At 35.7% G+C, this 20,367-nt stretch carries 18 protein-coding genes; 5 read left to right on the top strand and 13 right to left on the bottom strand.

Going from position 1 to position 20,367, the window contains the following annotated elements; translation table 11 throughout:
- The first annotated feature begins 102 nt into the window (after positions 1-102).
- Positions 103-642 (top strand): sigma-70 family RNA polymerase sigma factor, encoded by a 540-nt coding sequence (locus tag HOO91_05785; GenBank protein ID NOU17051.1) that lies wholly within the window; start codon positions 103-105, stop codon positions 640-642.
- Between the two features lie 25 nt (positions 643-667).
- Positions 668-1,003, top strand: a complete 336-nt coding sequence (locus HOO91_05780) for a hypothetical protein (protein NOU17050.1) — start codon at positions 668-670, stop codon at positions 1,001-1,003.
- Positions 1,004-1,125: 122 nt separating this feature from the next.
- On the opposite strand, the gene HOO91_05775 is transcribed toward HOO91_05780, so the two are convergent.
- A complete protein-coding gene (locus tag HOO91_05775) occupies positions 1,126-2,655 on the bottom strand; it encodes a glutamate--tRNA ligase (protein NOU17049.1) in 1,530 nt (509 codons plus the stop codon).
- A 205-nt stretch (positions 2,656-2,860) separates the two neighbouring features.
- Here HOO91_05775 and HOO91_05770 point away from each other — a divergent pair, with 205 nt between their 5' ends.
- On the top strand, positions 2,861-4,510 hold the full coding sequence (locus HOO91_05770) for a M28 family peptidase (GenBank protein NOU17048.1): 1,650 nt from the start codon (positions 2,861-2,863) through the stop codon (positions 4,508-4,510).
- Between the two features lie 55 nt (positions 4,511-4,565).
- Here HOO91_05770 and HOO91_05765 read toward each other — a convergent pair whose 3' ends face one another.
- The 3 genes from HOO91_05765 to HOO91_05755 are packed head-to-tail and all read right to left on the bottom strand — an operon-like array spanning position 4,566 to position 6,676.
- Positions 4,566-5,066 (bottom strand): hypothetical protein, encoded by a 501-nt coding sequence (locus HOO91_05765; GenBank protein ID NOU17047.1) that lies wholly within the window; start codon positions 5,064-5,066, stop codon positions 4,566-4,568.
- 25 nt (positions 5,067-5,091) lie between these two features.
- Positions 5,092-5,403: a TusE/DsrC/DsvC family sulfur relay protein gene (locus HOO91_05760; protein NOU17046.1), complete on the bottom strand. Its 312-nt coding sequence runs from the start codon at positions 5,401-5,403 to the stop codon at positions 5,092-5,094.
- Positions 5,404-5,443: 40 nt separating this feature from the next.
- Positions 5,444-6,676 carry an NAD(P)/FAD-dependent oxidoreductase gene (locus HOO91_05755; GenBank protein ID NOU17045.1) on the bottom strand — a complete coding sequence of 411 codons (1,233 nt, stop codon included), beginning with the start codon at positions 6,674-6,676 and terminating at the stop codon, positions 5,444-5,446.
- Between the two features lie 95 nt (positions 6,677-6,771).
- Here HOO91_05755 and HOO91_05750 point away from each other — a divergent pair, with 95 nt between their 5' ends.
- Positions 6,772-7,479, top strand: coding sequence for a Crp/Fnr family transcriptional regulator (locus HOO91_05750; GenBank protein NOU17044.1), 708 nt, complete (start codon positions 6,772-6,774; stop codon positions 7,477-7,479).
- A 1-nt stretch (position 7,480) separates the two neighbouring features.
- On the opposite strand, the gene HOO91_05745 is transcribed toward HOO91_05750, so the two are convergent.
- Both HOO91_05745 and HOO91_05740 read right to left on the bottom strand, forming a co-directional pair.
- A complete protein-coding gene (locus HOO91_05745; GenBank protein NOU17043.1) occupies positions 7,481-8,233 on the bottom strand; it encodes an ATP-binding cassette domain-containing protein in 753 nt (250 codons plus the stop codon).
- Positions 8,230-8,970 carry an ABC transporter permease gene (locus HOO91_05740; GenBank protein NOU17042.1) on the bottom strand — a complete coding sequence of 247 codons (741 nt, stop codon included), beginning with the start codon at positions 8,968-8,970 and terminating at the stop codon, positions 8,230-8,232. The genes HOO91_05745 and HOO91_05740 overlap by 4 nt, the downstream gene beginning before the upstream one ends.
- A 171-nt stretch (positions 8,971-9,141) precedes the next feature.
- On the opposite strand from HOO91_05740, the gene HOO91_05735 reads away from it, so the two are divergent.
- A complete protein-coding gene (locus HOO91_05735; protein NOU17041.1) occupies positions 9,142-10,233 on the top strand; it encodes a mannose-1-phosphate guanylyltransferase in 1,092 nt (363 codons plus the stop codon).
- A gap of 56 nt (positions 10,234-10,289) precedes the next feature.
- On the opposite strand, the gene gldN is transcribed toward HOO91_05735, so the two are convergent.
- The 7 genes from gldN to topA all read right to left on the bottom strand — a co-directional run bounded on the left by gldN (position 10,290) and on the right by topA (position 20,143).
- Positions 10,290-11,177, bottom strand: coding sequence for a gliding motility protein GldN (gene gldN, locus HOO91_05730; GenBank protein NOU17040.1), 888 nt, complete (start codon positions 11,175-11,177; stop codon positions 10,290-10,292).
- 12 nt (positions 11,178-11,189) lie between these two features.
- Entirely contained in the window at positions 11,190-12,824 is a 1,635-nt protein-coding gene (gene gldM, locus HOO91_05725) for a gliding motility protein GldM (protein ID NOU17039.1), read from the bottom strand.
- Positions 12,825-12,844: 20 nt separating this feature from the next.
- Positions 12,845-14,077, bottom strand: coding sequence for a gliding motility protein GldL (gene gldL / locus HOO91_05720; GenBank protein NOU17038.1), 1,233 nt, complete (start codon positions 14,075-14,077; stop codon positions 12,845-12,847).
- A gap of 45 nt (positions 14,078-14,122) precedes the next feature.
- Entirely contained in the window at positions 14,123-15,454 is a 1,332-nt protein-coding gene (locus HOO91_05715; protein NOU17037.1) for an SUMF1/EgtB/PvdO family nonheme iron enzyme, read from the bottom strand.
- A 56-nt stretch (positions 15,455-15,510) separates the two neighbouring features.
- Positions 15,511-16,449, bottom strand: a complete 939-nt coding sequence (locus tag HOO91_05710) for a type IX secretion system membrane protein PorP/SprF (GenBank protein ID NOU17036.1) — start codon at positions 16,447-16,449, stop codon at positions 15,511-15,513.
- Between the two features lie 212 nt (positions 16,450-16,661).
- Positions 16,662-17,825 (bottom strand): formimidoylglutamase, encoded by a 1,164-nt coding sequence (locus HOO91_05705; GenBank protein ID NOU17035.1) that lies wholly within the window; start codon positions 17,823-17,825, stop codon positions 16,662-16,664.
- On the bottom strand, positions 17,822-20,143 hold the full coding sequence (gene topA / locus HOO91_05700; GenBank protein ID NOU17034.1) for a type I DNA topoisomerase: 2,322 nt from the start codon (positions 20,141-20,143) through the stop codon (positions 17,822-17,824). Before topA ends, HOO91_05705 begins: the two co-directional genes overlap by 4 nt.
- Positions 20,144-20,367 lie beyond the last annotated feature (224 nt).

Raw genomic sequence — 20,367 nt, 5'->3', positions numbered from 1 at the left:
CTATTAAATAGTGATATTGAATAAAAAAAACCTCATATCTTTAAAGTAATTCCCTTCCATATTCGTCTTCCCTAGTATATGGAGGATTTAATTGTATTATCAATGGCTCAAGAGCGACAGCAGAACATAATAAATGCTGTGCAGAATTACGGAAAACAACTATTCAAATTTATCCGAAGCCGTGTCAAGAATGATGCTGATGCAGAAGATATACTGCAGGATGTTTGGTATCAGCTTAGTAGTATTGTTGACATTGAACCTATTGAACAGCTAAGTGCATGGCTCTTCAGGGTTAGCCGAAATAGAATTGTGGATAAACAACGGAAAAAGAAACCACAATCATTGGAAGATCTCGCCTATGAAGATGAGGATAATGAAATGTTTTATCCTGAGGCCATCCTTGCTGATATTGTTAACCCCGAGAGTGAGTTTGAACAAAAAACTGTTAGGGAAGCAATATTCGCTGCTTTGGATGAATTACCCCCAGAACAAAGTCAGGTGTTTATCTGGAACGAGCTGGAGGGTCTAACCTTTCAACAAATTGCTGAAATTACCGGTGATAATACTAAAACCCTCATATCGCGAAAGCGTTACGCAATTGCATATTTGCGAGAACGTCTTGAAAAATTGTATTACAAATAATAACAAATAAAACTTAGAAATTATGATGTGTTGTGGTAGCGAAAGAAGCAAACGATTTTGGATACTAAGAATAATCTTGATCCCGATTGGGATAGCAGCCTTAGGATTTCTTCTTGGATTTGTTGTGATGTCATTATGGAATTGGTTAACTCCAGTACTATTTGGATGGCATACTATTACATTCTGGCAAGCAGTTGGGTTGTTTGTTCTTGCGAAAATTCTATTTGGAGGATTTAAATGTTGCCGTCACCACGGTCATTTCCACGAAGGGATGCATCGTTGGCATATGAGTCCTGAAGAACGCGAGAAGATGAAAGAGGAATGGAAAAATAGGTGTTGTACCTCTGAGAAAAAGGAGTAGTCCTTGTGTAAATTAAAAGGAGAGGGTGTCTAAAAAAATTAAGACACCCTCTCCATTGTGTTTATGCGGAGTTTTCCAAAAACTCAATTATCCTATAATATCCAACGAATAATATTTAACAATTAGATTTGAATAGTTGTAATGGCTTTGTTAATGCGCATAATCACCTCTTCCTTTCCAATCACCTCGCAAATTTCAGCCACCCCTGGACCCTTAGATGCACCAACAAGGCACAATCTCAGGGCATTCATCACTTTGCCCATTCCAAGGTTATTTGTATTAATATAATCCTTTAATTGAGTTTCAATTTCGTGAGCATTAAAGAGCTCTATCGTTGGTAGAAATGATAGTACTTTTTTCATTAAATCTGATGTTTCGGCATTCCATGCTTTTTTAACAGTGACTTCATCATATGAAGCAGGGGAAGTGAAGAAAAAGAACGATTGTTCCCAAATCTCATGAACAAAATTTACACGCTCCTTAACTAACCCCACTATTTTCTCAACCTTTGCAAATTCTGATTTAACACCCTTATCGTTAAGGTAATTCATGAATAGCGTTGCTAATTCAGCATTACTTTTTTGTACAAGATATTGATGGTTGAACCATTTTGCTTTTTCTGGGTCGAATCGTGCGCCTGATTTATTTACCCTTTCGAGCGAGAACAGTTGAATAAGCTCATCCATGCTGAATATTTCCTGTTCGGTACCAGAATTCCAACCTAGTAGTGCAAGGAGGTTGATAAAGGCTTCTGGGAAATAACCATCCTCACGATAACCCCTCGAAGTTTCACCTTCTGGTGATTTCCAGAATAGGGGAAATACTGGGAATCCCATTTTATCGCCATCTCGTTTGCTCAGTTTGCCATTGCCTGTTGGTTTTAAAAGCAAAGGAAGATGTGCAAAAAGGGGCATACTTTCTGTCCATCCAAGTGCTTTGTATAGTAGAACATGTAAGGGTAACGATGGTAACCACTCTTCGCCTCTAATCACATGTGATATCTCCATTAAATAATCATCGGTAACATTTGCCAGATGATAGGTTGGGAGCATATCTGCACTTTTAAAAAGAACTTTGTCATCAAGGGTTGAGGTATTTACGGTAACCTCGCCTCGAATTAGATCATGCATTACTACCTCAACATTTTCGGGCATTTTAAATCGGATAACCCACTGATCGCCATTCTCAATTCTTTTGTTTACCTCCTCCTTAGTCAATACAAGAGAAGTTTGTAATTGATTTCTTACCTTATAGTTATATGTGAAAGTTTCACCCTTGGCTTCATCCGCCTTTCTCATCTCCTCAAGAGTAGTAGGGGAATCGAAAGCAAAGTAAGCATTACCCGAAGCCACTAACTGATCAGCATATTGCTTATAAATTGCTTTACGCTCGCTTTGGCGATAGGGAGCGTGTTTGCCTCCTTCAACAACGCCCTCATCAATCTTAATTCCGCACCAACGTAACGATTCGTTGATGTATTCCTCTGCTCCAGGCACAAAACGTTGCGAATCGGTATCCTCTATTCTGAGTAAAAAATCACCGCCATGCTTTTTAGCAAAAAAATAGTTGAACAAAGCGGTACGAACACCTCCTATATGCAATGGCCCTGTGGGACTTGGGGCAAAGCGAACACGAACTCTACGATTTATCATTTTCAAATGTTTTTACAAAAAGCAAAGGTAGAAATTTTAGAGAAAGATTTTTTAATCTTCAATAGCGACAGGTGGAGGAAATATCTTTTTAAATCAAGATATTAAACCATTTACCTGAGTTGATATTCTAATTAGTTGATGTAATGATGTTTTTGAAAATCATTTTATTGATATTTTAGTCAAACCAGACTTTCAAACTAAACCGATGAAAAATCCACTAAACATTTTTAAACTAATCTTTTTAACAATTATTGTTTCCTGCAATAGCAACAAACAAAAGGTTGATTTTACTTCTGAGAATTTCAATTTAGAGGAGTTTAAAACTAGGATTGCAACGCTCGCCTCCGATGAGTTTCAAGGTCGATTTCCAGGAACTATAGGAGAAAAGAAGACAATTCAATATCTGGAGGAACAATTTAAGCAGATTGGGGCTAAACCAGGTAATGGGAATAGCTATTTTCAGGAGGTTCCTTTATTAAAAATTACTTCGGATCAGACCACGAAACTTCAACTATCAAAGGGAGCAGAGACCCTAATACTAAACTTCTCCGATGATTTTATTGGAGGCACTCCTCAACCGGTTGAAAACATAGAGATATCAAAATCAAACCTAGTTTTTGTTGGCTATGGTATTAACGCTCCTGAGTTTAATTGGAACGATTACAAAGATATTGATGTAAAAGGGAAAGTTGTACTTGCTCTTGTTAACGATCCCGGATTTCGAGATAGTACTCTTTTCAAAGGTAAGAACATGACCTATTATGGACGATGGATTTATAAGTACGAGGAAGCCGCAAGGCAAGGTGCGGCAGGAATAATTCTTGTACATGAAACAGAGGCAGCATCTTACCCATGGGGAGTAGTACAAAACAGTTGGTCGGGTACTCGTTTTTACTTGGCCGATAATACTGTAACAAAATCGGGTCTTAAACTTCAGGGTTGGCTTACAAACGAAGCTGCCCACAGAGTTTTTAAAATTGCAGGATTAGATTATGATCAACAACTTAAAACCGCATCAACACGAGGATTTACATCCGTTGACATGAAGTTAAGTACTTCAATTAATTTTAAGAATAAAGTAGAGTACATAAGGTCAAATAACGTGTTAGCGTTAATTCCGGGAACCGATTTAGCTAATGAGTATATCATTTACACAGGTCATTGGGATCATTTTGGAATTAATTCAAAACTGAAAGGAGATTCAATTCTTAATGGTGCACTTGATAATGCAACGGGAACTGCCGCATTAATACAGCTGGCTGAAAACTTTAGCAATCTTAAAGTCAAACCTAAAAGATCAATAGTTTTTATGGCTATAACCTGCGAGGAGCAAGGATTATTAGGGAGCGAGTATTATGCAGAAAATCCAATCTTTCCTCTAAATAAAACCATTGCGGTGATTAATATGGATGCTTTAAACATTTTTGGTAAAACAAAGGATATGACTATTTCAGGTTATGGTTTTTCTGAATTAGATGATTATGCTATAGAGATTCTAAAAGAGCATAATCGATACGCAGCACCAGATCCATCACCTGAAAGAGGTGGTTATTATCGTTCCGATCATTTTAGTTTTTCAAAGGTAGGTATCCCATCAATCAACATGTCATTTGGTGTTGATAATATTGAACATGGCAAGCAGTGGTCGTTTGATACTATGAGTAAATGGATTTCAGGCAATTATCATAAACCAACAGATAACTACGAGCCAAATATTTGGAAATTTGATGGAATGGTAGAAGATATAATGGTTTATTTTGAATTGGGGTATAAGTTGGGTATGACAGATAAATACCCGAACTGGAGAGAAGGCGCACTCTATAAGGCCAAAAGAGATGAGATGATGAAACAATAAAAACACAAAAGAGGGGAGTCACAAAGGGCTCCTCTCTTTCATTTTTGAAATATTTTTAAGTAAAAATGATTTGTGTTCCCTCGCCAGCAGCCAATTCGTAGAACTGACCGATGGTAATAATATCTTTAACATGCTCACAGAAATCCTCCTTCTTTAAACCGAACATTTCAACTGCAAGTTTACAAGCATAAATCTCGCCACCGCCAGCTGTAATTAGTTCAAGAAATTCATCAACAGGTGGAATATCAAGTTTTTCCATCTGGCTCTTCATCATTGCTGATACACCGGCCTCAACACCCGGAAGCATTCCGAGAATAGAAGGGAAGGGAAGCCCTCCTGGCATTCTCATTCCTGGATTTCCAACCGTGGCAGTATGAAGTTTCTTCATTTGCTTTTTAGTTATCGCATCAAGGCCAAAGAAAGTAAAGAACACTTTTGCTTCAATACCCTCCATTACTGCTCCATTTGCCATTACCAAAGCAGCGTATACATCTTCGATATTTGCTTTAGCGCAAATAATCATTACTTTTTTTATTGGATGATCTAAGTTTGCCATCTTTTTTGTTTTTAATGAGTTAGTATTAAACGCAGCTTACAGGTTTTGCCACTCCAGCAATTTTGGTGGCTTTTTTTAATGGTGCACCAGGGAATAGTTCATAAAAGCCTTTTGTATCAACAACACCCGATTTTCCAATCGAACGAATAGTAAGAGCTTCACCTTTTAAAACTCTCTCTCTTAAGTATTCAATTACTGCAAAATGCTTATCGGTGAGTGTAAGACCTTCTTCTTTTGCGATTTCAATAGCAATTTCTTTTGTCCATTGTGATGGAACGGTTAAGTAACCTTCATCAGTAACAGTTACGCTAACCCCTGCAAATATTTTTTCTGTCATAACGATTGAGTTTTATTAATAAGTTTTAAATATATTATTTTTAGTCAACTATTTTTCCTTTCATCGACATGTTTGTACTAACCGGAAGATCTCGTCCTTTAAGTAGTATATTCCAGTAAATCCAACGAAATGCAAGCTTTCCAAAATGATTAATTCTTGTAGGCTTCAGAAGTTTCATTGGACCAAAAACTGGGATTGGGAAAGCCCCTCGTAAAGGTTCTACATCGTAATTAAAATCAATTAATGCCGCTTTTCCAAAGCCAGTTTCAATAAAGCAATTGGCATGGCCATCAAATTGTGCTTTTGGTGCTTCGCCCCTAAATATTGACAGCATATTCTCTGTTAATATTTCTGATGCAAAATGAACTACAGCCCCGGCCTTAGAGGTTGGAATATTAGAAGTATCTCCAAGCACAAAAATATTTTCGAATTGATCGCTTTGCAGAGTAAACTTATTCGTTGGAATGTAGTTTAAATCATCCCCTAAACCACTTTTTGCAATATAATCTGAACCCATATTAACGGGTACAAATGATAGAACATCAAATTTCACCTCTCTGCCATCGAATGAGTGAATTGTTTGGCTATCATTATCAATTCTTTCAATATAGAAATCGGTGACTACTTCAATATTTTTTTCTTTTAGGAGATCTCCAAGTATAAGAGTACTCTTGGGTTTTGTAAAGGCTCCAGATAAAGGGGTTGTATAGATAATTTTTACTTTATCTCTGATTCCTCGTTTTGTGAAATACTCATCGGCAAGAAAGACAAACTCTAACGGTGCAACAGGGCATTTGAATGGCATTTCAGCAATGCTTGAAACGAGTGTTCCCCCTTGCCATGTTTTGAAGAACTCGTGAAGAGCAAGAGATCCCTCCAAGGTGTAGAAATCAAATATTTTTTTCCTCCAAAGGCTATCCATTAAACCAGGAGTTTCATCGGGTTTAATGTGAGTTCCTGTGGTAATAATAAGATAATCGTAACTAATTACATTTCCGCTATCTAGGAAAATATTATTAGTTTTTGGATCAACCCTATCAATTTTATTTAAGACAAACTTAACTCCTTTGGGAATAAAATCAGCCTTTGGTTTTACAACGTCTTCCTTTTTATATGTTCCAAAGGGAATAAAAAGAAATCCGGGTTGATAGTAGTGAATCGGATCGTTATCGATAATGGTTATCTCCCAATCTTTTTTGGACAAAGACTTATAGAGCCTATTTGCCATGATTGTTCCGCCTGTGCCGGCACCAAGTATTACAATTTTATTCATAATCTCGCAATTGTTAATCTTTTCACAAAGATTGCGTTTTTAAAATTAATAAGTAATTTAACACCTTTGTTAAATATCAAGATTGATAAATATCAATGAGCGATAAAATGCAAATACCATGCTTAGGAGAATCTTGTGGCGAGTGCGGTTTTCGATCTACCGTTTTTAATTGCCTTTCAAACGAACAGCTGGAATTGCTTTCAACGGGTAAAGATCTTTTAAAGGCTAAAAAGGGCGAAGTGATTATTAAACAGGGAGATAAGATTAAGGATTTTATTTTTTTGAGAGTTGGATTGGCAAAGTTAAGCAGAGTCTCAAGCGATGGCAAGGAACAACTTGTTGGAATTGCTAGGCCTAAAGATTTTGTTGGTCTATTAAGTTTATTCTCCTCACCCGTTCATCCATACTCAATTATTGCAATTGAGGATTCAGAATTTTGTATAGTTGAATTTGAACTTATAAATAAACTTGTTCAGGAAAGCGGGAAATTTGCATTCAGTCTTCTCCAGAAAATAAGTCAGGTGTCCGATTTGCTTTTAAATACCAAGTTAGATATTGATAATCGTCAGCTTAGAGGCAGAATAGCCTTTATTCTTGATCTGTTTTCAAAAGAAGTTTACGAATCCACTAAGTTTAACTTGCCAGTTTCAAGAAAAGAGATTGGCGAATTAATAGATATGAGAGTTGAGAATGTTGTTAGAATACTTTCAGAATTTCGTAAGGATAAAATAATATCTATTGAGGGGACTACAATTGAAATCTTACAGCCCGAAAAGTTAGAATGGATAAAAAACCATGGATAAACTAAAGAATACCTTTTATTTTTCTGGTTAAAGCAGAAGCAAATACAAAGCTATTAAATTCTTTATTATCGCTATGTAGAACATCTTCCTTTGTACCTTCCCACCATTTTTGACCTTCGTAGATAAAGATAATTTTATCTCCAATACCCATAACGGAATTCATATCGTGAGTATTAACAATTGTTGTAATATTATATTCTTCCGTAATCTCCTTAATCAGTTCATCTATAAGAATTGAAGTTTTTGGATCGAGACCCGAGTTAGGTTCATCACAAAAAAGAAACTTAGGATTTAAAGCGATGGCTCTTGCAATGGCTACCCTTTTTTGCATTCCACCGCTAATTTCGGCAGGGAAAAGATGGTTGAAATTAATTATGTTTACCCTCTTTAGGCATGAATTAACCCTTTCGAGTTTTTCCTCAAAGGTCATGTTGGTAAACATATCAAGAGGAAACATTACATTTTCTTCAACGGTAGAGGAATCAAAAAGGGCGCCTCCCTGAAACAGCATTCCAATTTTTTTACGAATTTCTTTTTTTTCGTGGAAGCCAATTTTATTAAAATGAACATCTTCGTAAAAAATATCTCCTTCATCAACGTCAAAAAGACCAACTATACACTTAAGGAGAACCGTTTTACCAGAACCGCTTTGTCCAATAATGAGATTCGTTTTTCCTTGCTCAAAAGTTGCACTGATGTCCTTTAGAACAGCGTGGTTGTTGAACGATTTATTTATATGATTAACGCTGATCATGAAAGAAGTAATTGGGTTAGGATAAGATTGAAAAGGAGGATAGCCACACTACTTGCAACAACAGCCCTTGTGCTTGCTTGTCCAACTTCAAGAGATCCTCCTTCAACATTATACCCCTGAAAAGCTGATATTGTAGTAATCAAAAAGGCAAAAACAATAGTCTTTATTAAAGCATATGTTATATAATAAGGGATAAATGCGTATTGAATACCATTAATATACTCTTGTGTAGTTACAACCCCAGTAAAAACGCCAACAGACCAACCCCCGATAATACCAACAACAATACTCAACATAGTAAGAAAGGGGTTAAAAAACATGGTTGCAATTATCTTAGGAAGAATAAGGTAACTCGCAGAATTAACACCCATAACCTCTAGAGCATCAATTTGTTGTGTGACCTTCATGGTTCCAATCTCTGAAGCAATATTTGATCCAACTTTTCCTGCGAGTATTAATCCCACTATGGTTGAAGAGAATTCTAAAAGAATACTGTCGCGAGCAGCTAAACCAATTAGGTAGGAGGGTAAAAATGGGTTTTCTGTATTATAGGCTGTTTGAATAGTAATTACGGCGCCCATAAAGGCGGAAATAATGGCAACAATAATAATAGAGTTTAAGCCAAGTTTCTCTATCTCTTTTACAGTTAGTTTATAGTAAATCATTTTCTTTTCTGGCTTGGCAAATACCTTACCCAAAAGAAGGAAATAGGAACCAACTAGGTTGAATAGTCTCATAACGAGCGCAAAGTTACTTTAGTTTTTTCATTGTTGATATTTAAACCACCAAATTATAACGAATTTGTTTTGGATAAATTGACTGATAACTAGTTAATGGGTATGTTTTATAGCGAGTTCTTAACCCAAATATGTTTATTACATTTGTATCAAATTTAACATATCAATATTATGGAGAATAGAGATATACACTGTGTGATAATGGCTGGTGGTATTGGAAGTCGATTCTGGCCGTTAAGTCGGACGACAAAACCAAAACAGTTTATTGATATTTTAGGAACAGGAAAAACACTTTTACAGCAAACATTTTTAAGGATGAGCAGAATTTGCCCTCCTGAGAATATTATCATTGTAACGAGTCAAATTTATAGAGATTTAGTACTTGAGCAGTTGCCAAATATAGTGGAAGAACAGATTGTTCTTGAGCCAATGCGAAGAAATACCGCCCCTTGCATTTCGTTTGCAAACTATAAAATCAAAAAGAAGAATCCCAATGCGATTGTAATTGTTGCCCCAAGCGATCATTTAATTCTTAATGAGGATAAGTTTGTTGAAACTATAAATAGCGCAGTAGGTTTTGCATCTAAAAATGATGCACTACTTACACTTGGAATTAAACCAAATCGTCCAGAAACTGGTTATGGTTATATACAGGTTGGTGCAATAGCAGACAAGCACATTCCAAACCTCAAGAAGGTTAAAACATTTACCGAGAAACCTAACCTAGAACTCGCCAAGGTATTTTTTGATAGCGGGGAGTTTTATTGGAATTCTGGAATCTTTGTTTGGTCGCTTGGTTCTATTATTAATGCATTTGAAAAATACTTACCCGAGGTGGATGGGCTTTTCAAAGAAATTTCTTCTCAATTTGAAACCAAAAGCGAATTATCATGTGTCGAGAAATCCTATTCAGAATGTCGGAATGTTTCTATTGATTATGGCGTAATGGAAAAGGCAGAGAATGTATTTGTAATTTGCTCGGAATTTGGTTGGTCTGACTTGGGCACTTGGGGATCTCTGTATTCACACTCAAATAAGGATGATAAGAAGAATGCAATAAATGGAAAAAATGTAATGATTTATGATTCAAAGAATACTCTGGTAAATGTTCCTGATAGTAAGTTAGTAATACTTCAAGGCTTAGATGATTACATTGTTGTTGAATCCGATGATATTCTCCTCGTTTGTAAAAAGAGTGATGAGCAGGAGATAAAGAGGTTTGTAAGTGATGTCCTTATCGAAAAGGGAGAAAAGTATACCTAGAACGATTATCTATGAAATAAAAAAGCCTCGAATTATTCGAGGCTTTTTTTATTTTTTTAATATTCCCAAAGATCATGTTCAAATGTAAATAAATCATTTTTGATCCTATCGGACTCCTGCATATTTGGAATACCTCCATAAGTATACTCCTGAACACGACGATTATTATAAACATTTGATTCTTGAGTAATGGATGAGTTAAAATGACGCTTAAAGAAAAGGTCATCAAATGTAATCCTTTGTGAATCGTTAAAACTATTGAATACTGCTGTATTTGCAAGTATTTTTCTTGCTTCAGGGAAGTATACCCAGAATAGAGGTTGACGTACTAATTCACCAGCTACCTCTTCTTCACCACCAGTTTTAAGTTCGCGGTAAAAGTGACGTATTGGACAGATTCCAATAATTCTAACTTGAATGGATGAGAGTTGTTTGTCAAAAAACCATTCCTCTTTAACAAGTAACTCTTTTACATCCTGCCAGCGAATTTCTCCCTTAACATTAATTGTAGTATCTAGTCCAGTTGTTATACTTTGTTGTGTTTTCGTTTTGTCAAGAGCATCAAAATTTTGTAAAACTTGATTGTAGGAAAGTAATGTAGTAAACTCATCATCAACGGCTGGATCATAGGCACTTACTTCATTATATTTTATTGCATCAACAAGTCTTTGAACAAGGCTAGTTCTGTCCTGCATCCTTTGAGTTGGATAGTATAAAGGATGGTTGATTTTCTCCCTTAAATCGATAATGCGCCAAATTCTTTTTGTATACATCATATCTGCCTCTCTGATATAAGGGTATGGAATAGGAATGCGTTGTGGAATAGACTCACGAACGTATATGCCATCCGTAACCAAAGATTCTTTCTTTTGGTCTTGTGCGGAGATGCTTAAAGACGTAAATAATAATGCTGCACCAGTTAGTAAAATCGTTACTCGTCTCATATCGTGTATCAATTATTTAATCTTAATAACTAAATCGTTTAGATCTCGAACATCACCTCCTGGACCAACAGCTTTAATATTAATAATACTAATAACATTGCCAGATTGAAGATTACTTAGTATTCTTTTTTGATCCTCGGTGAATGCTTGACCCTTTGATGACTGTTCTTGGTTAAAACCTCTAATTGTAGCGGCAAGGGTAAAACTTGTAACTTTAAATTTTAGGTCAAAGTCAAAATCCTTCGGCATTTCAGCAACAACACCAAGGGATGCTGCGAGTTCATTCTTAGGAACAGTTTTTCCTGTAATCCCACTTACTCTTGGGATTGGAGGTGGAACTTGTTTTATTCTAAAGGTTTTTGTACCCATATTCCTTTTAGTTCCTTCAACGATAGCGTATACAGTAATATCGCAGGTTGTGGTTCCAGATCCTGGTTGTACAATAAAATCAGAACCAGTCGGCTTGATTGTTCCTTTGCTAATTGTAGCAGAAATTTTATCCATTGATATTCCTGGAATTGAAATTTCAACAGGATTATCAACTCCGTAATAAAACACGTTCATTTTTGATGGGGAAACAACTACGTTGGGTGTTGCAACCTCAAATTGATGTTTAAAAGGTTTTCTCGTTATTGATCCATCAGGTGCTGTCATTTGAATAAGGCCAGACCAAAAATTTTTACCGAGTTTTGTACCCTTAGTGGTATATAATCCTTTTCCTGATTTTGAAACGGGAATAGAAGTAGAACCTCCAGCAACCCTATAATCATAATCTCCAGTTTCTTTGTTATAAGTTGAATCATAACTACAAATAAGCACCTCTGGTTGTTGTGTAGTATCTGATGCTGCTAAGAAAACCTGAGCTTTAAAGTCATTGCCTTGAATTACATAAGTTGAAGATGGAATAACAGTGGCTTTTAGTACATTAAACTTAAAATCATTTGCACCAACCTGTTGCAAAAGGTAGTTGACTACTTCTGCTTCGCAATTGAGGACATCTACTTGTACTTTTGTTAATTGAGGCATATCAGCAATTAGGGGTATTCCTTCAAACCGAGAACTTTCCCATGTTTGAACTGTGCCATCCTCTTTGGGTGGAGGATTATCGGTATTAAGGATGCCATTTATTGAAGAAATAAGTTCGGGTGCTTTCTGAGCATTAATTAAACTAATTAAATATTCTCTGAACTTGACAAGTTTCCGTTTTAATTCAAAAGCTTTTCCGCTACCTTCAAGGCCGATTAGAATATTAGCACCTTTTTCTGTATCGGTTGTTTGAGTAATAAACTCACTAAGAATTTCATTCCCTTTTACCGCAGGTGTTTCAGGACCTTCTGCGGATATAACAATTTCTCTTTTAAGTCCTTGGACATAATCAATAATATCTAGTGCTTCTTTTTTTATCTCATCTGCTTTATTCTTCCATGGGCCAACCTTAACTTTATTTAGAGTATAGGCATTCTCAAATTGAGTGTAAAGTTTTTCGTTCTTTGCGCTATAGTTTTTAGTCGTTCTAGATAAACCATTATCAACTAAAACAAAAGCTTTAAGTACATCAGTGGATACGTTCAATGCAAGCATTGCAGTCAGCACGAGATACATCATGCCGATCATTTTTTGCCTAGGTGTTTCTTTGCCGTGAGCCATAGACCAGTTAGTCTAAAGGATTATTTGCCATTCGACATAATATTTATCGCCGATAGCATATTGCCATAAACAGAATTTAATGCTGAAATATTCTTGTTGAGTAACTCAAGAGCTTCAGTAAACTTTTCAGTTTCAGTAACTGATGTATTAATCTTTTTCATCATCCCATCTACACCAGAATAAACCTTTTCAGCTTCTTTCAGTCGCTGAGTTGTTTCTTGAAGATGTAATTCGTGTGCAGCATTGAGGGCAGACATGTTTTTATTCAATCGTTCAAGTTGTCCTTGATAGCCCCCACTTCCTTCACTAATAATATTACCATTAGCCTTCATAGCATCAGAAAGTTGTTGATAGGTTAGGCTTAGTGAATCTGTTGCTTGTTTATAAGTAATTGCTAATCCATTAGCAGCTGTTCCTAAATCAGCAGCAACTTTATTTCCTGATTCATTAATACGGGTGCTAACGTTCTCTCCCGCTTTAGTAAGTTGATCTTGAAGGTTTGTCACAGATTTACTTACGCCGTTCATGAAATCCTGACCGCTTTCTGAAACAATACCTGCCGTTTTTTGATAATTTTCAGAAAGAATGTTTATAGATTCGTTAAGAACCTGACCAGATTTTGAGTAGTTATCAGTGAATGAGCCAATTGATTCAGCGGCTTTCTTCATCTTATCGGCATATTCATTTGTTGCCACAGCAGCATTAGAGATGTCCGCAATTTTAGTTGAGGTATCACTAAGTTTATTTAAACCGCGGCTTACTTTATCGAAAAGTTCAGGGCCGATTTCCGCATTTTCAAGCATTTTGTTAAACTTTTCAGTAAAAACTAATGCCCCAGGAACACCAATAGGAACTTGTTGAACTTGTCCAGAAGAACCAGATGGTTGATTGGCAACTTGACCACCGCTTGCCATAACACTTGTTATAATCTCCTTAATAGAATCAGCATCTAAACTACCACCATGTTTACTATCACTCCTATATTTTCGAAGTTCTTCCTCATCAGACATACCTGCAAGTTCGGGATAAACTAAGGTCCAATCAACTTCCTCGTGAATTGGCTCAAAAGCCGAGAAAAAGAAAATGATTGCCTCAATCGACATCCCTACCATAAGCATTTGAGCAGCACCCTTTAGGTGAAGAATTTTAAACATGGCTCCAAGAATTACAATGGAAGCACCCCAGCCATAGAGATACTTCATAAAGTTTTTCCAACCAGATCCTTGGACTATTTCAGAAATATTAAATCCCATGGTGTTAAATTATTAAGTTGTTAATGCGCCTTGAATGCATATGTCTTACTTACCTCCTAAATAAGATTTTACACATCTAAAACCAATATATGATTTAGTAGTGTCCTGATATTCAAATGTACGTGTACCTACTTGAAGGAAAAAACCAATATCTTTCCATGAGCCACCACGAATAACTTTACGTTTTAGGGCTGGAGGATCGGTAGGTTTTGCGTTGTATTTATAATCAGGATTCATGTCGTGCATAAATGAATAGGCACTTTCGTCATAAGCGTTGGCCGTCCATTCAGAAACATTACCTGCCATGTCATACAAACCATAATCGTTTGGCTCATAACTACCAACAGCAAGTGAAATAAAACCCCCATCATCAACTAAATTACCTCTAAGTGGTTTGAAATTAGCAAGGAAGCAGCCTTCAGCATTACGTGTATATGGACCACCCCATGGGTACATGCTATGATCTAATCCGCCACGAGAAGAGTATTCCCATTCAGATTCTGTTGGAAGTCTGAAGTCGTTTGAACCAGATAAACCTTGTCCCATTAAATACTTATTAAAGGTTTGGGTTCTCCAGATGCAAAACGCAGTTGCTTGTTTCCATGAAACGCCTACAACAGGGTAATTATCATATGATGGATGCCAAAAATATGTAGTTGTATAAGGTTCGTTGTATGAGTATGAAAAATCGCTAATCCAACAGAGAGTATCTGGATAAACATTTACTTTATCACGAATTATAAAAGAAGAACGATCTGTAACTTTTACAGGAACACCCATGTTATTTATTATTTCACCTTTATCATAACTTTGTGTTTCAAAATTATAACGGTTACGCTTTTCTGCAGCTTGCTTTAGGTCGATCCAGAAATATTCATAATCAAGTTTTCTGGTATCAATCTCTTTACGGCCATAAAAACTTTCTTCTTTTGAATAATACATATCTTTAAGAATCTCTGCTTGTCCTTCATCGGTTGCATCGATTGGAATTTCCCAATTTAGCGTTGGTGGATCGATTGGGTTGCCAAATTGATCTTCAGAAATTGCGAATTCATCATTTTGTTCTGCAAGTTTTCTTCTAGCAATAGAGTCCCGAACATAAAACACAAATTGACGATATTGGTTATTTGTAATTTCGGTTTGATCCATCCAAAACGCATCAACAGAAATTGTTTTTGTTGGAGCGTTAATGGCCCAAGATACATCCTGATCGTTACCGCCTATGTTAAATGAACCCATTGGAACAAATACCATATTGTATGGATTGGGTTCTGAATAGCTTTTTCTCCCAGAAACACCAACAAGCTCTCCTTCTCTGTTAGGACCACAACTCCATAGAAGGGATATAAGAACACTTAAAATAAGAAGCTTTTTCATAACACTCCGTTTATTTAGCAAATAACGTAATTTTTTTTGAATTCAGTTTTAATGGTTTACAAAAATCTTATGCTTTTAAATTGTTGAGGCGGGCGTTCCTTTTTCAATTTAAAGGAATAACCAAGCATAAACTCATGAGAACCATCATTATAGTTACTAATCTCACGCATTGAAAATTCGTAAGCGTAACCAATTTTTAATCCATTAAACAATTCAATCCCTAACATCCCAGTTACAGCCTCCCCCAAACGACCTATGCGATAAGAAACGCCACCCCAGAATTTTTTATTGTACTTTAGATTTGCTGATAATGAAAATTGTGACAGTACTAAATCAGAAACGACATATGCTGATGGACTAAACTGCCATGAAGGATTCGGTAGATTTAGTATATAACCTCCAGTAAGATAATATTGTCTGGAATAATGGGAAGGACTAATAGATTTGTTCATTCTGGTTCCATTGAGATGTGTTGCCGAGAGACCAAAGAACATATTATCTGTATTGTAGTACAACCCAAAACCCAAATCAAAATTTACACTACTTTGTTTGCCTTGAGGTATTGCATTATCTGCGCTAACATTTGGAAAGTTCCAATTAGGATCAATCGAATTATTTATAAAACCGATACTAGTGCCAATACCGAGATTTCCTTTTCCTGCTTTAAAACGAGCAGCATAAGAAAAACTAAGGCCTAAATCTTTGTTGAATCCAGGGTTGTCAGTTAGAATATTTAGACCAACACCGCTTTTAAATCCAAAAGGTGTAATAGGTGAGTTAATTGTAAAAGAAGAGGTGGAAGGAGCTCCATCAAATCCAACCCATTGAATCCTATTAATTGCATTTGCATTAATCATATCATTACTTCCTGCATATCCAGGATTTATGCTCATTTGATTGAACATAACCTGCGAGAATTGAGGATCCTGCTGCCCAAAAACAGTGGAATAAAAGAGTCCAGAAAAAAGTACTAAAACAAATTTCTTTAATCGCATACTGTTATATCTCACTAAATATGGTTCAACCGAAAGGTAAAGTAAAGAAAAATATTGATTCCTTACAAATTTTATTAACAATAATATGTTGATAAATGAATGAAAAATTAATAGCGTATACATTTATTCTCTCCAAAAAGTTATCACTTATCCTTTAAATTTTTATTATTAGGGCATAAAAATATTAATTTATCAAAATATTTATAACGTAATTATATCACTTTATTATATACTCTAATCCACCTTTCTGGCAATTCTTGTTTGCTTGCAAGTAAATAATCATTATAAGAACAGGCGATTATCACTTTTCTTTCAGGAAATAATTCATAGTTGTTAGTTGGAATTTCCATCCACCAGTTGTCTGAAATCATACTTTTATAAAAGATCATGTCAATTCCAGGAGTATTACTTTTCACAATAAACTTTTTAAAATCAATATTATTATGTGGAATTTCTCCTTTTCTTTGTGAAAATGCTTCAATAAAATGCCATACCAATTGGGCAGATAAATGAGCACTTTGAAGAGAAGGATCAGAGTCTGAATTTAGTTCAAATATACCAAAACAACAGGTTTTATCACTTAATCCGGAATATCTTGATAGTTGGCATGCTTCTTCCGCATAAAGCCCATTTGGAGATGGATAAATATTCCCAGGACAGTCGGAATGTCTTATTGCTCCAATATCGACACTTACAAAATCTGAATCCCTAAAAGTTGGCTCTACTTCACGGAAATTACCCCTAATAAAGCCTAATCGAAATGCTTCATGACTTTTTTTAGTTAATGAATCAATCTGCTTCGGGTCAACCAAATAGCTTTGATAACCCACCAGACTTAGATTGAATAAATTCCCTATGGGTTCTTCAAGAAATTTTTGGATGTAACTAGTTGCACAAAAACCACTATCAGGTACTCCTAAATCTAAGCGAGAATCAATAAACGAGACTCCAATGCTTTTTCGATGAATACATATTGCCTGATAAATGGCCAGTGATATCTCCTGTGTACCACCAAGAATTATTAATGTAGCTTTTTTCCCAAGAAAAAAATCAACTAAATCTTTTATTGCAGAGTATGAATCTGAAGGTGTTTTAGTTGGTTTTAAGTTTCCCCCATCTACTATTTTTACTTTTAGAGGAAAATTTGAAAGTCCGTAAAAATATGATCTAATTAAATCGGGTGATTTTGATGAACCAATATTAGAGGAATTCCTGTTTTCAGAAACTCCTAAAATAACGATATCACCCTGTTTTATTTCAGGAAATGCTTTTCTATGTGTGTAGGAGGTGATGTTAACAAGAGTAGATGATTCTTTTGTTACACCTCCAAAAAAAGGTATTGAATCTGAAGGATCAAGATAATCAACTGGATTCATCGTTTCGCTTTTCCTGATACTTTTTTCTTTTTATTTGTTGGTTTCTGTTCGCTCACAATTTTGACGCAATCGGAATAGTTTAGTTTTTGAGCGTCGGAACCTTTAGGTAATTTATAATTATCACCCTTATAGTTTATGTAGGCACCCCACCTACCATTTAAAAGTTGTAAAGATGAGTCCTCATCAAAGATTTTAATTACTTTTTCTCTTTCTTTCTTTCGGCCCTCTTCAATTATATCAACAGCACGTGCTAAGCTTATGGTTATTGGGTTATCTTCTTTTTTTAATGAAAAGAATTTTGATGCATGACGAACATATGGGCCAAAACGTCCAATACCAATTACTACCTCTTTTTCTTCGTAAAGACCAACGTTTCTGGGTAAATTGAAGAGAGATAAAGCTTCTTCGAGGGTAATAGTTTCGATAAGTTGACCTTTAAGGAGGCTTGCATATTGAGCCTTTATATTTTTTTCTGTATCATTTTCTCCTATTTGAGCAATAGGACCAAAACGCCCAATCCGAACAGTAACAGATTTCCCTGTTTTAGGATCGGCACCGAGAGTTCTTTCTCCTTTGCTATAGTCGGATTCAAGAAGTGTTTTTTCAACATCTTTGTGGAAAGGACGATAAAATTGTTCGATCATTTTTGTCCATTCAATTTTCCCTTCGGCAATATCGTCAAAATCCTTTTCTACCGTAGCGGTAAAGTTATAGTTAAGGATGTTTTTAAAATATTCAACAAGAAAATCATTTACAACGATACCAATATCACTTGGAAATAATTTTGATTTTTCGGCACCTGTAATTTCAGTTTTTTCCTCCTTTGTTACCTTTCCGTTCTTTAATAGAATTGAAATGTATTTTCGACTAATGCCTTCTCGATCTTCTTTAAGCACATAACCACGTGTTACTATGGTAGAAATGGTAGGAGCATAGGTTGAGGGGCGTCCAATCCCAAGTTCTTCAAGTTTTTTCACAAGGCTTGCCTCTGTATATCTTGGGGGACGCTGGGTAAATCTTTCGTTAGCAGCAATTTCCTTTGGTGAAAGTATTTGACCCGCTTTCATTGGAGGCAAAAGGTCTTTTCCTGACTCGTCTGAATCATCGTCGGTTGATTCAAGGTATACTCTTAGAAAACCATCAAACAGAATAACTTCACCGGAAGCAATAAATTTATAGGTTGATGTTGAAATATTTATTGTAACAGTCGTTTTTTCGAGTTGAGCATCACTCATTTGCGATGCAATGGTTCTTTTCCAGATTAGGTCGTAAAGTCTCTGTTCACCAGTACTGCCAACAATTTTTTGTTTATCAAAGTAGGTTGGTCTTATAGCTTCGTGCGCCTCTTGAGCTCCTTTTGATTTTGTTTTAAACTGTCTTGGGTTATGATATTTTCCTCCAAACTCTTGAATAATTGTTTCTTTTGCAGCATCAATTGCTGTATCCGAAAGGTTTACCGAGTCGGTTCTCATGTATGTAATATGACCAGCCTCATAAAGTTTTTGAGCGATGGTCATAGTTTGAGAAACTGAAAAACTCAATTTACGACTCGCCTCTTGTTGAAGCGTAGATGTTGTAAAAGGGGGTGCAGGTGTTTTTTTCGAAGGTTTTTTACTAACATCTGAAATCGTAAAAATTGCAGTTTTACAGCTTTCAATGAAGTCAAGCGTTTCCTTTAAGGTCAGGAGTTTTTCAGAAAGTTCAGCTTTTATTTCAGTATCCCCTTTGAAATGGGCAACTACCTTAAAAAAAGAGGAGGAATTAAATGCAAATACTTCTCTTTCTCTTTCAACTAAAAGCCTTACAGCAACTGATTGAACCCTTCCCGCAGATAGTGCTGGTTTAACTTTTTTCCAGAGTATGGGCGATAATTCAAAACCTACAAGTCGATCAAGTATTCTACGAGCTTGCTGGGCGTTAACAAGGTTATAATCAATTCCTCGAGGATTCTTAATTGCGTTTTGTATCGCATTTTTAGTAATCTCGTGAAAAACTATTCTTTTGGTTTTATTCTTATCTAGCTTAAGAACTTCGCTTAGATGCCAAGCAATTGCTTCTCCTTCGCGATCCTCATCAGATGCAAGCCAAACTGTTTCGGATTCAGCAACGCTTTTGCGTAGATCATCGACCACCTTTTTTTTATCATCGTTAACGATATATTCAGGCTTAAACCCTTTTTCAATATCGATACCTAGATTCTTTTTGGAGAGATCTCGTATATGCCCAAAGCTTGATTTTACTACAAACTCCTTCCCTAAAAACTTTTCTATCGTTTTCGCTTTGGCTGGTGACTCAACAATAACAAGATTTTGGATCATACCTTATTATAAAATTTGATATAAAAACTGGCACAAAGTAAAACAATAAACGAAGTAACCGCAAAAAAAATATTAAAAATACTTTTTTAATGAATAAAATACTTTTTTTGTAGTTAACCGGTTGTCATTTAAAAACACTAGTAAACAAAGATTCTCAGGAACATTCGAAAGGCATAAGAAATAACTTTTAAAATATTATTAACTTTGTTCCGATTTTTTAAAAA

This window comes from Bacteroidales bacterium (genome assembly GCA_013141385.1).
GTDB lineage: Bacteria > Bacteroidota > Bacteroidia > Bacteroidales > Tenuifilaceae > UBA8529.
Note: the sequence above shows the minus strand (reverse complement) of the source record. Positions and strands in the feature narration are given on the sequence as shown.

Bases quoted from the DNA above. Each gene is read 5' to 3' on its own strand.
- gldN (NOU17040.1), bottom strand. From the start codon at position 11,177: ATGAGACGAGTAACGATTTTACTAACTGGTGCAGCATTATTATTTACG.
- gldL (NOU17038.1), bottom strand. From the start codon at position 14,077: ATGGGATTTAATATTTCTGAAATAGTCCAAGGATCTGGTTGGAAAAAC.
- HOO91_05765 (NOU17047.1), bottom strand. From the start codon at position 5,066: ATGGCAAACTTAGATCATCCAATAAAAAAAGTAATGATTATTTGCGCT.
- HOO91_05715 (NOU17037.1), bottom strand. From the start codon at position 15,454: ATGAAAAAGCTTCTTATTTTAAGTGTTCTTATATCCCTTCTATGGAGT.
- HOO91_05710 (NOU17036.1), bottom strand. From the start codon at position 16,449: ATGCGATTAAAGAAATTTGTTTTAGTACTTTTTTCTGGACTCTTTTAT.
- HOO91_05770 (NOU17048.1), top strand. From the start codon at position 2,861: ATGAAAAATCCACTAAACATTTTTAAACTAATCTTTTTAACAATTATT.
- HOO91_05785 (NOU17051.1), top strand. From the start codon at position 103: ATGGCTCAAGAGCGACAGCAGAACATAATAAATGCTGTGCAGAATTAC.
- HOO91_05780 (NOU17050.1), top strand. From the start codon at position 668: ATGTGTTGTGGTAGCGAAAGAAGCAAACGATTTTGGATACTAAGAATA.
- HOO91_05745 (NOU17043.1), bottom strand. From the start codon at position 8,233: ATGATCAGCGTTAATCATATAAATAAATCGTTCAACAACCACGCTGTT.
- topA (NOU17034.1), bottom strand. From the start codon at position 20,143: ATGATCCAAAATCTTGTTATTGTTGAGTCACCAGCCAAAGCGAAAACG.
- HOO91_05735 (NOU17041.1), top strand. From the start codon at position 9,142: ATGGAGAATAGAGATATACACTGTGTGATAATGGCTGGTGGTATTGGA.
- HOO91_05750 (NOU17044.1), top strand. From the start codon at position 6,772: ATGAGCGATAAAATGCAAATACCATGCTTAGGAGAATCTTGTGGCGAG.
- HOO91_05755 (NOU17045.1), bottom strand. From the start codon at position 6,676: ATGAATAAAATTGTAATACTTGGTGCCGGCACAGGCGGAACAATCATG.
- HOO91_05740 (NOU17042.1), bottom strand. From the start codon at position 8,970: ATGAGACTATTCAACCTAGTTGGTTCCTATTTCCTTCTTTTGGGTAAG.
- HOO91_05760 (NOU17046.1), bottom strand. From the start codon at position 5,403: ATGACAGAAAAAATATTTGCAGGGGTTAGCGTAACTGTTACTGATGAA.
- gldM (NOU17039.1), bottom strand. From the start codon at position 12,824: ATGGCTCACGGCAAAGAAACACCTAGGCAAAAAATGATCGGCATGATG.
- HOO91_05775 (NOU17049.1), bottom strand. From the start codon at position 2,655: ATGATAAATCGTAGAGTTCGTGTTCGCTTTGCCCCAAGTCCCACAGGG.
- HOO91_05705 (NOU17035.1), bottom strand. From the start codon at position 17,825: ATGAATCCAGTTGATTATCTTGATCCTTCAGATTCAATACCTTTTTTT.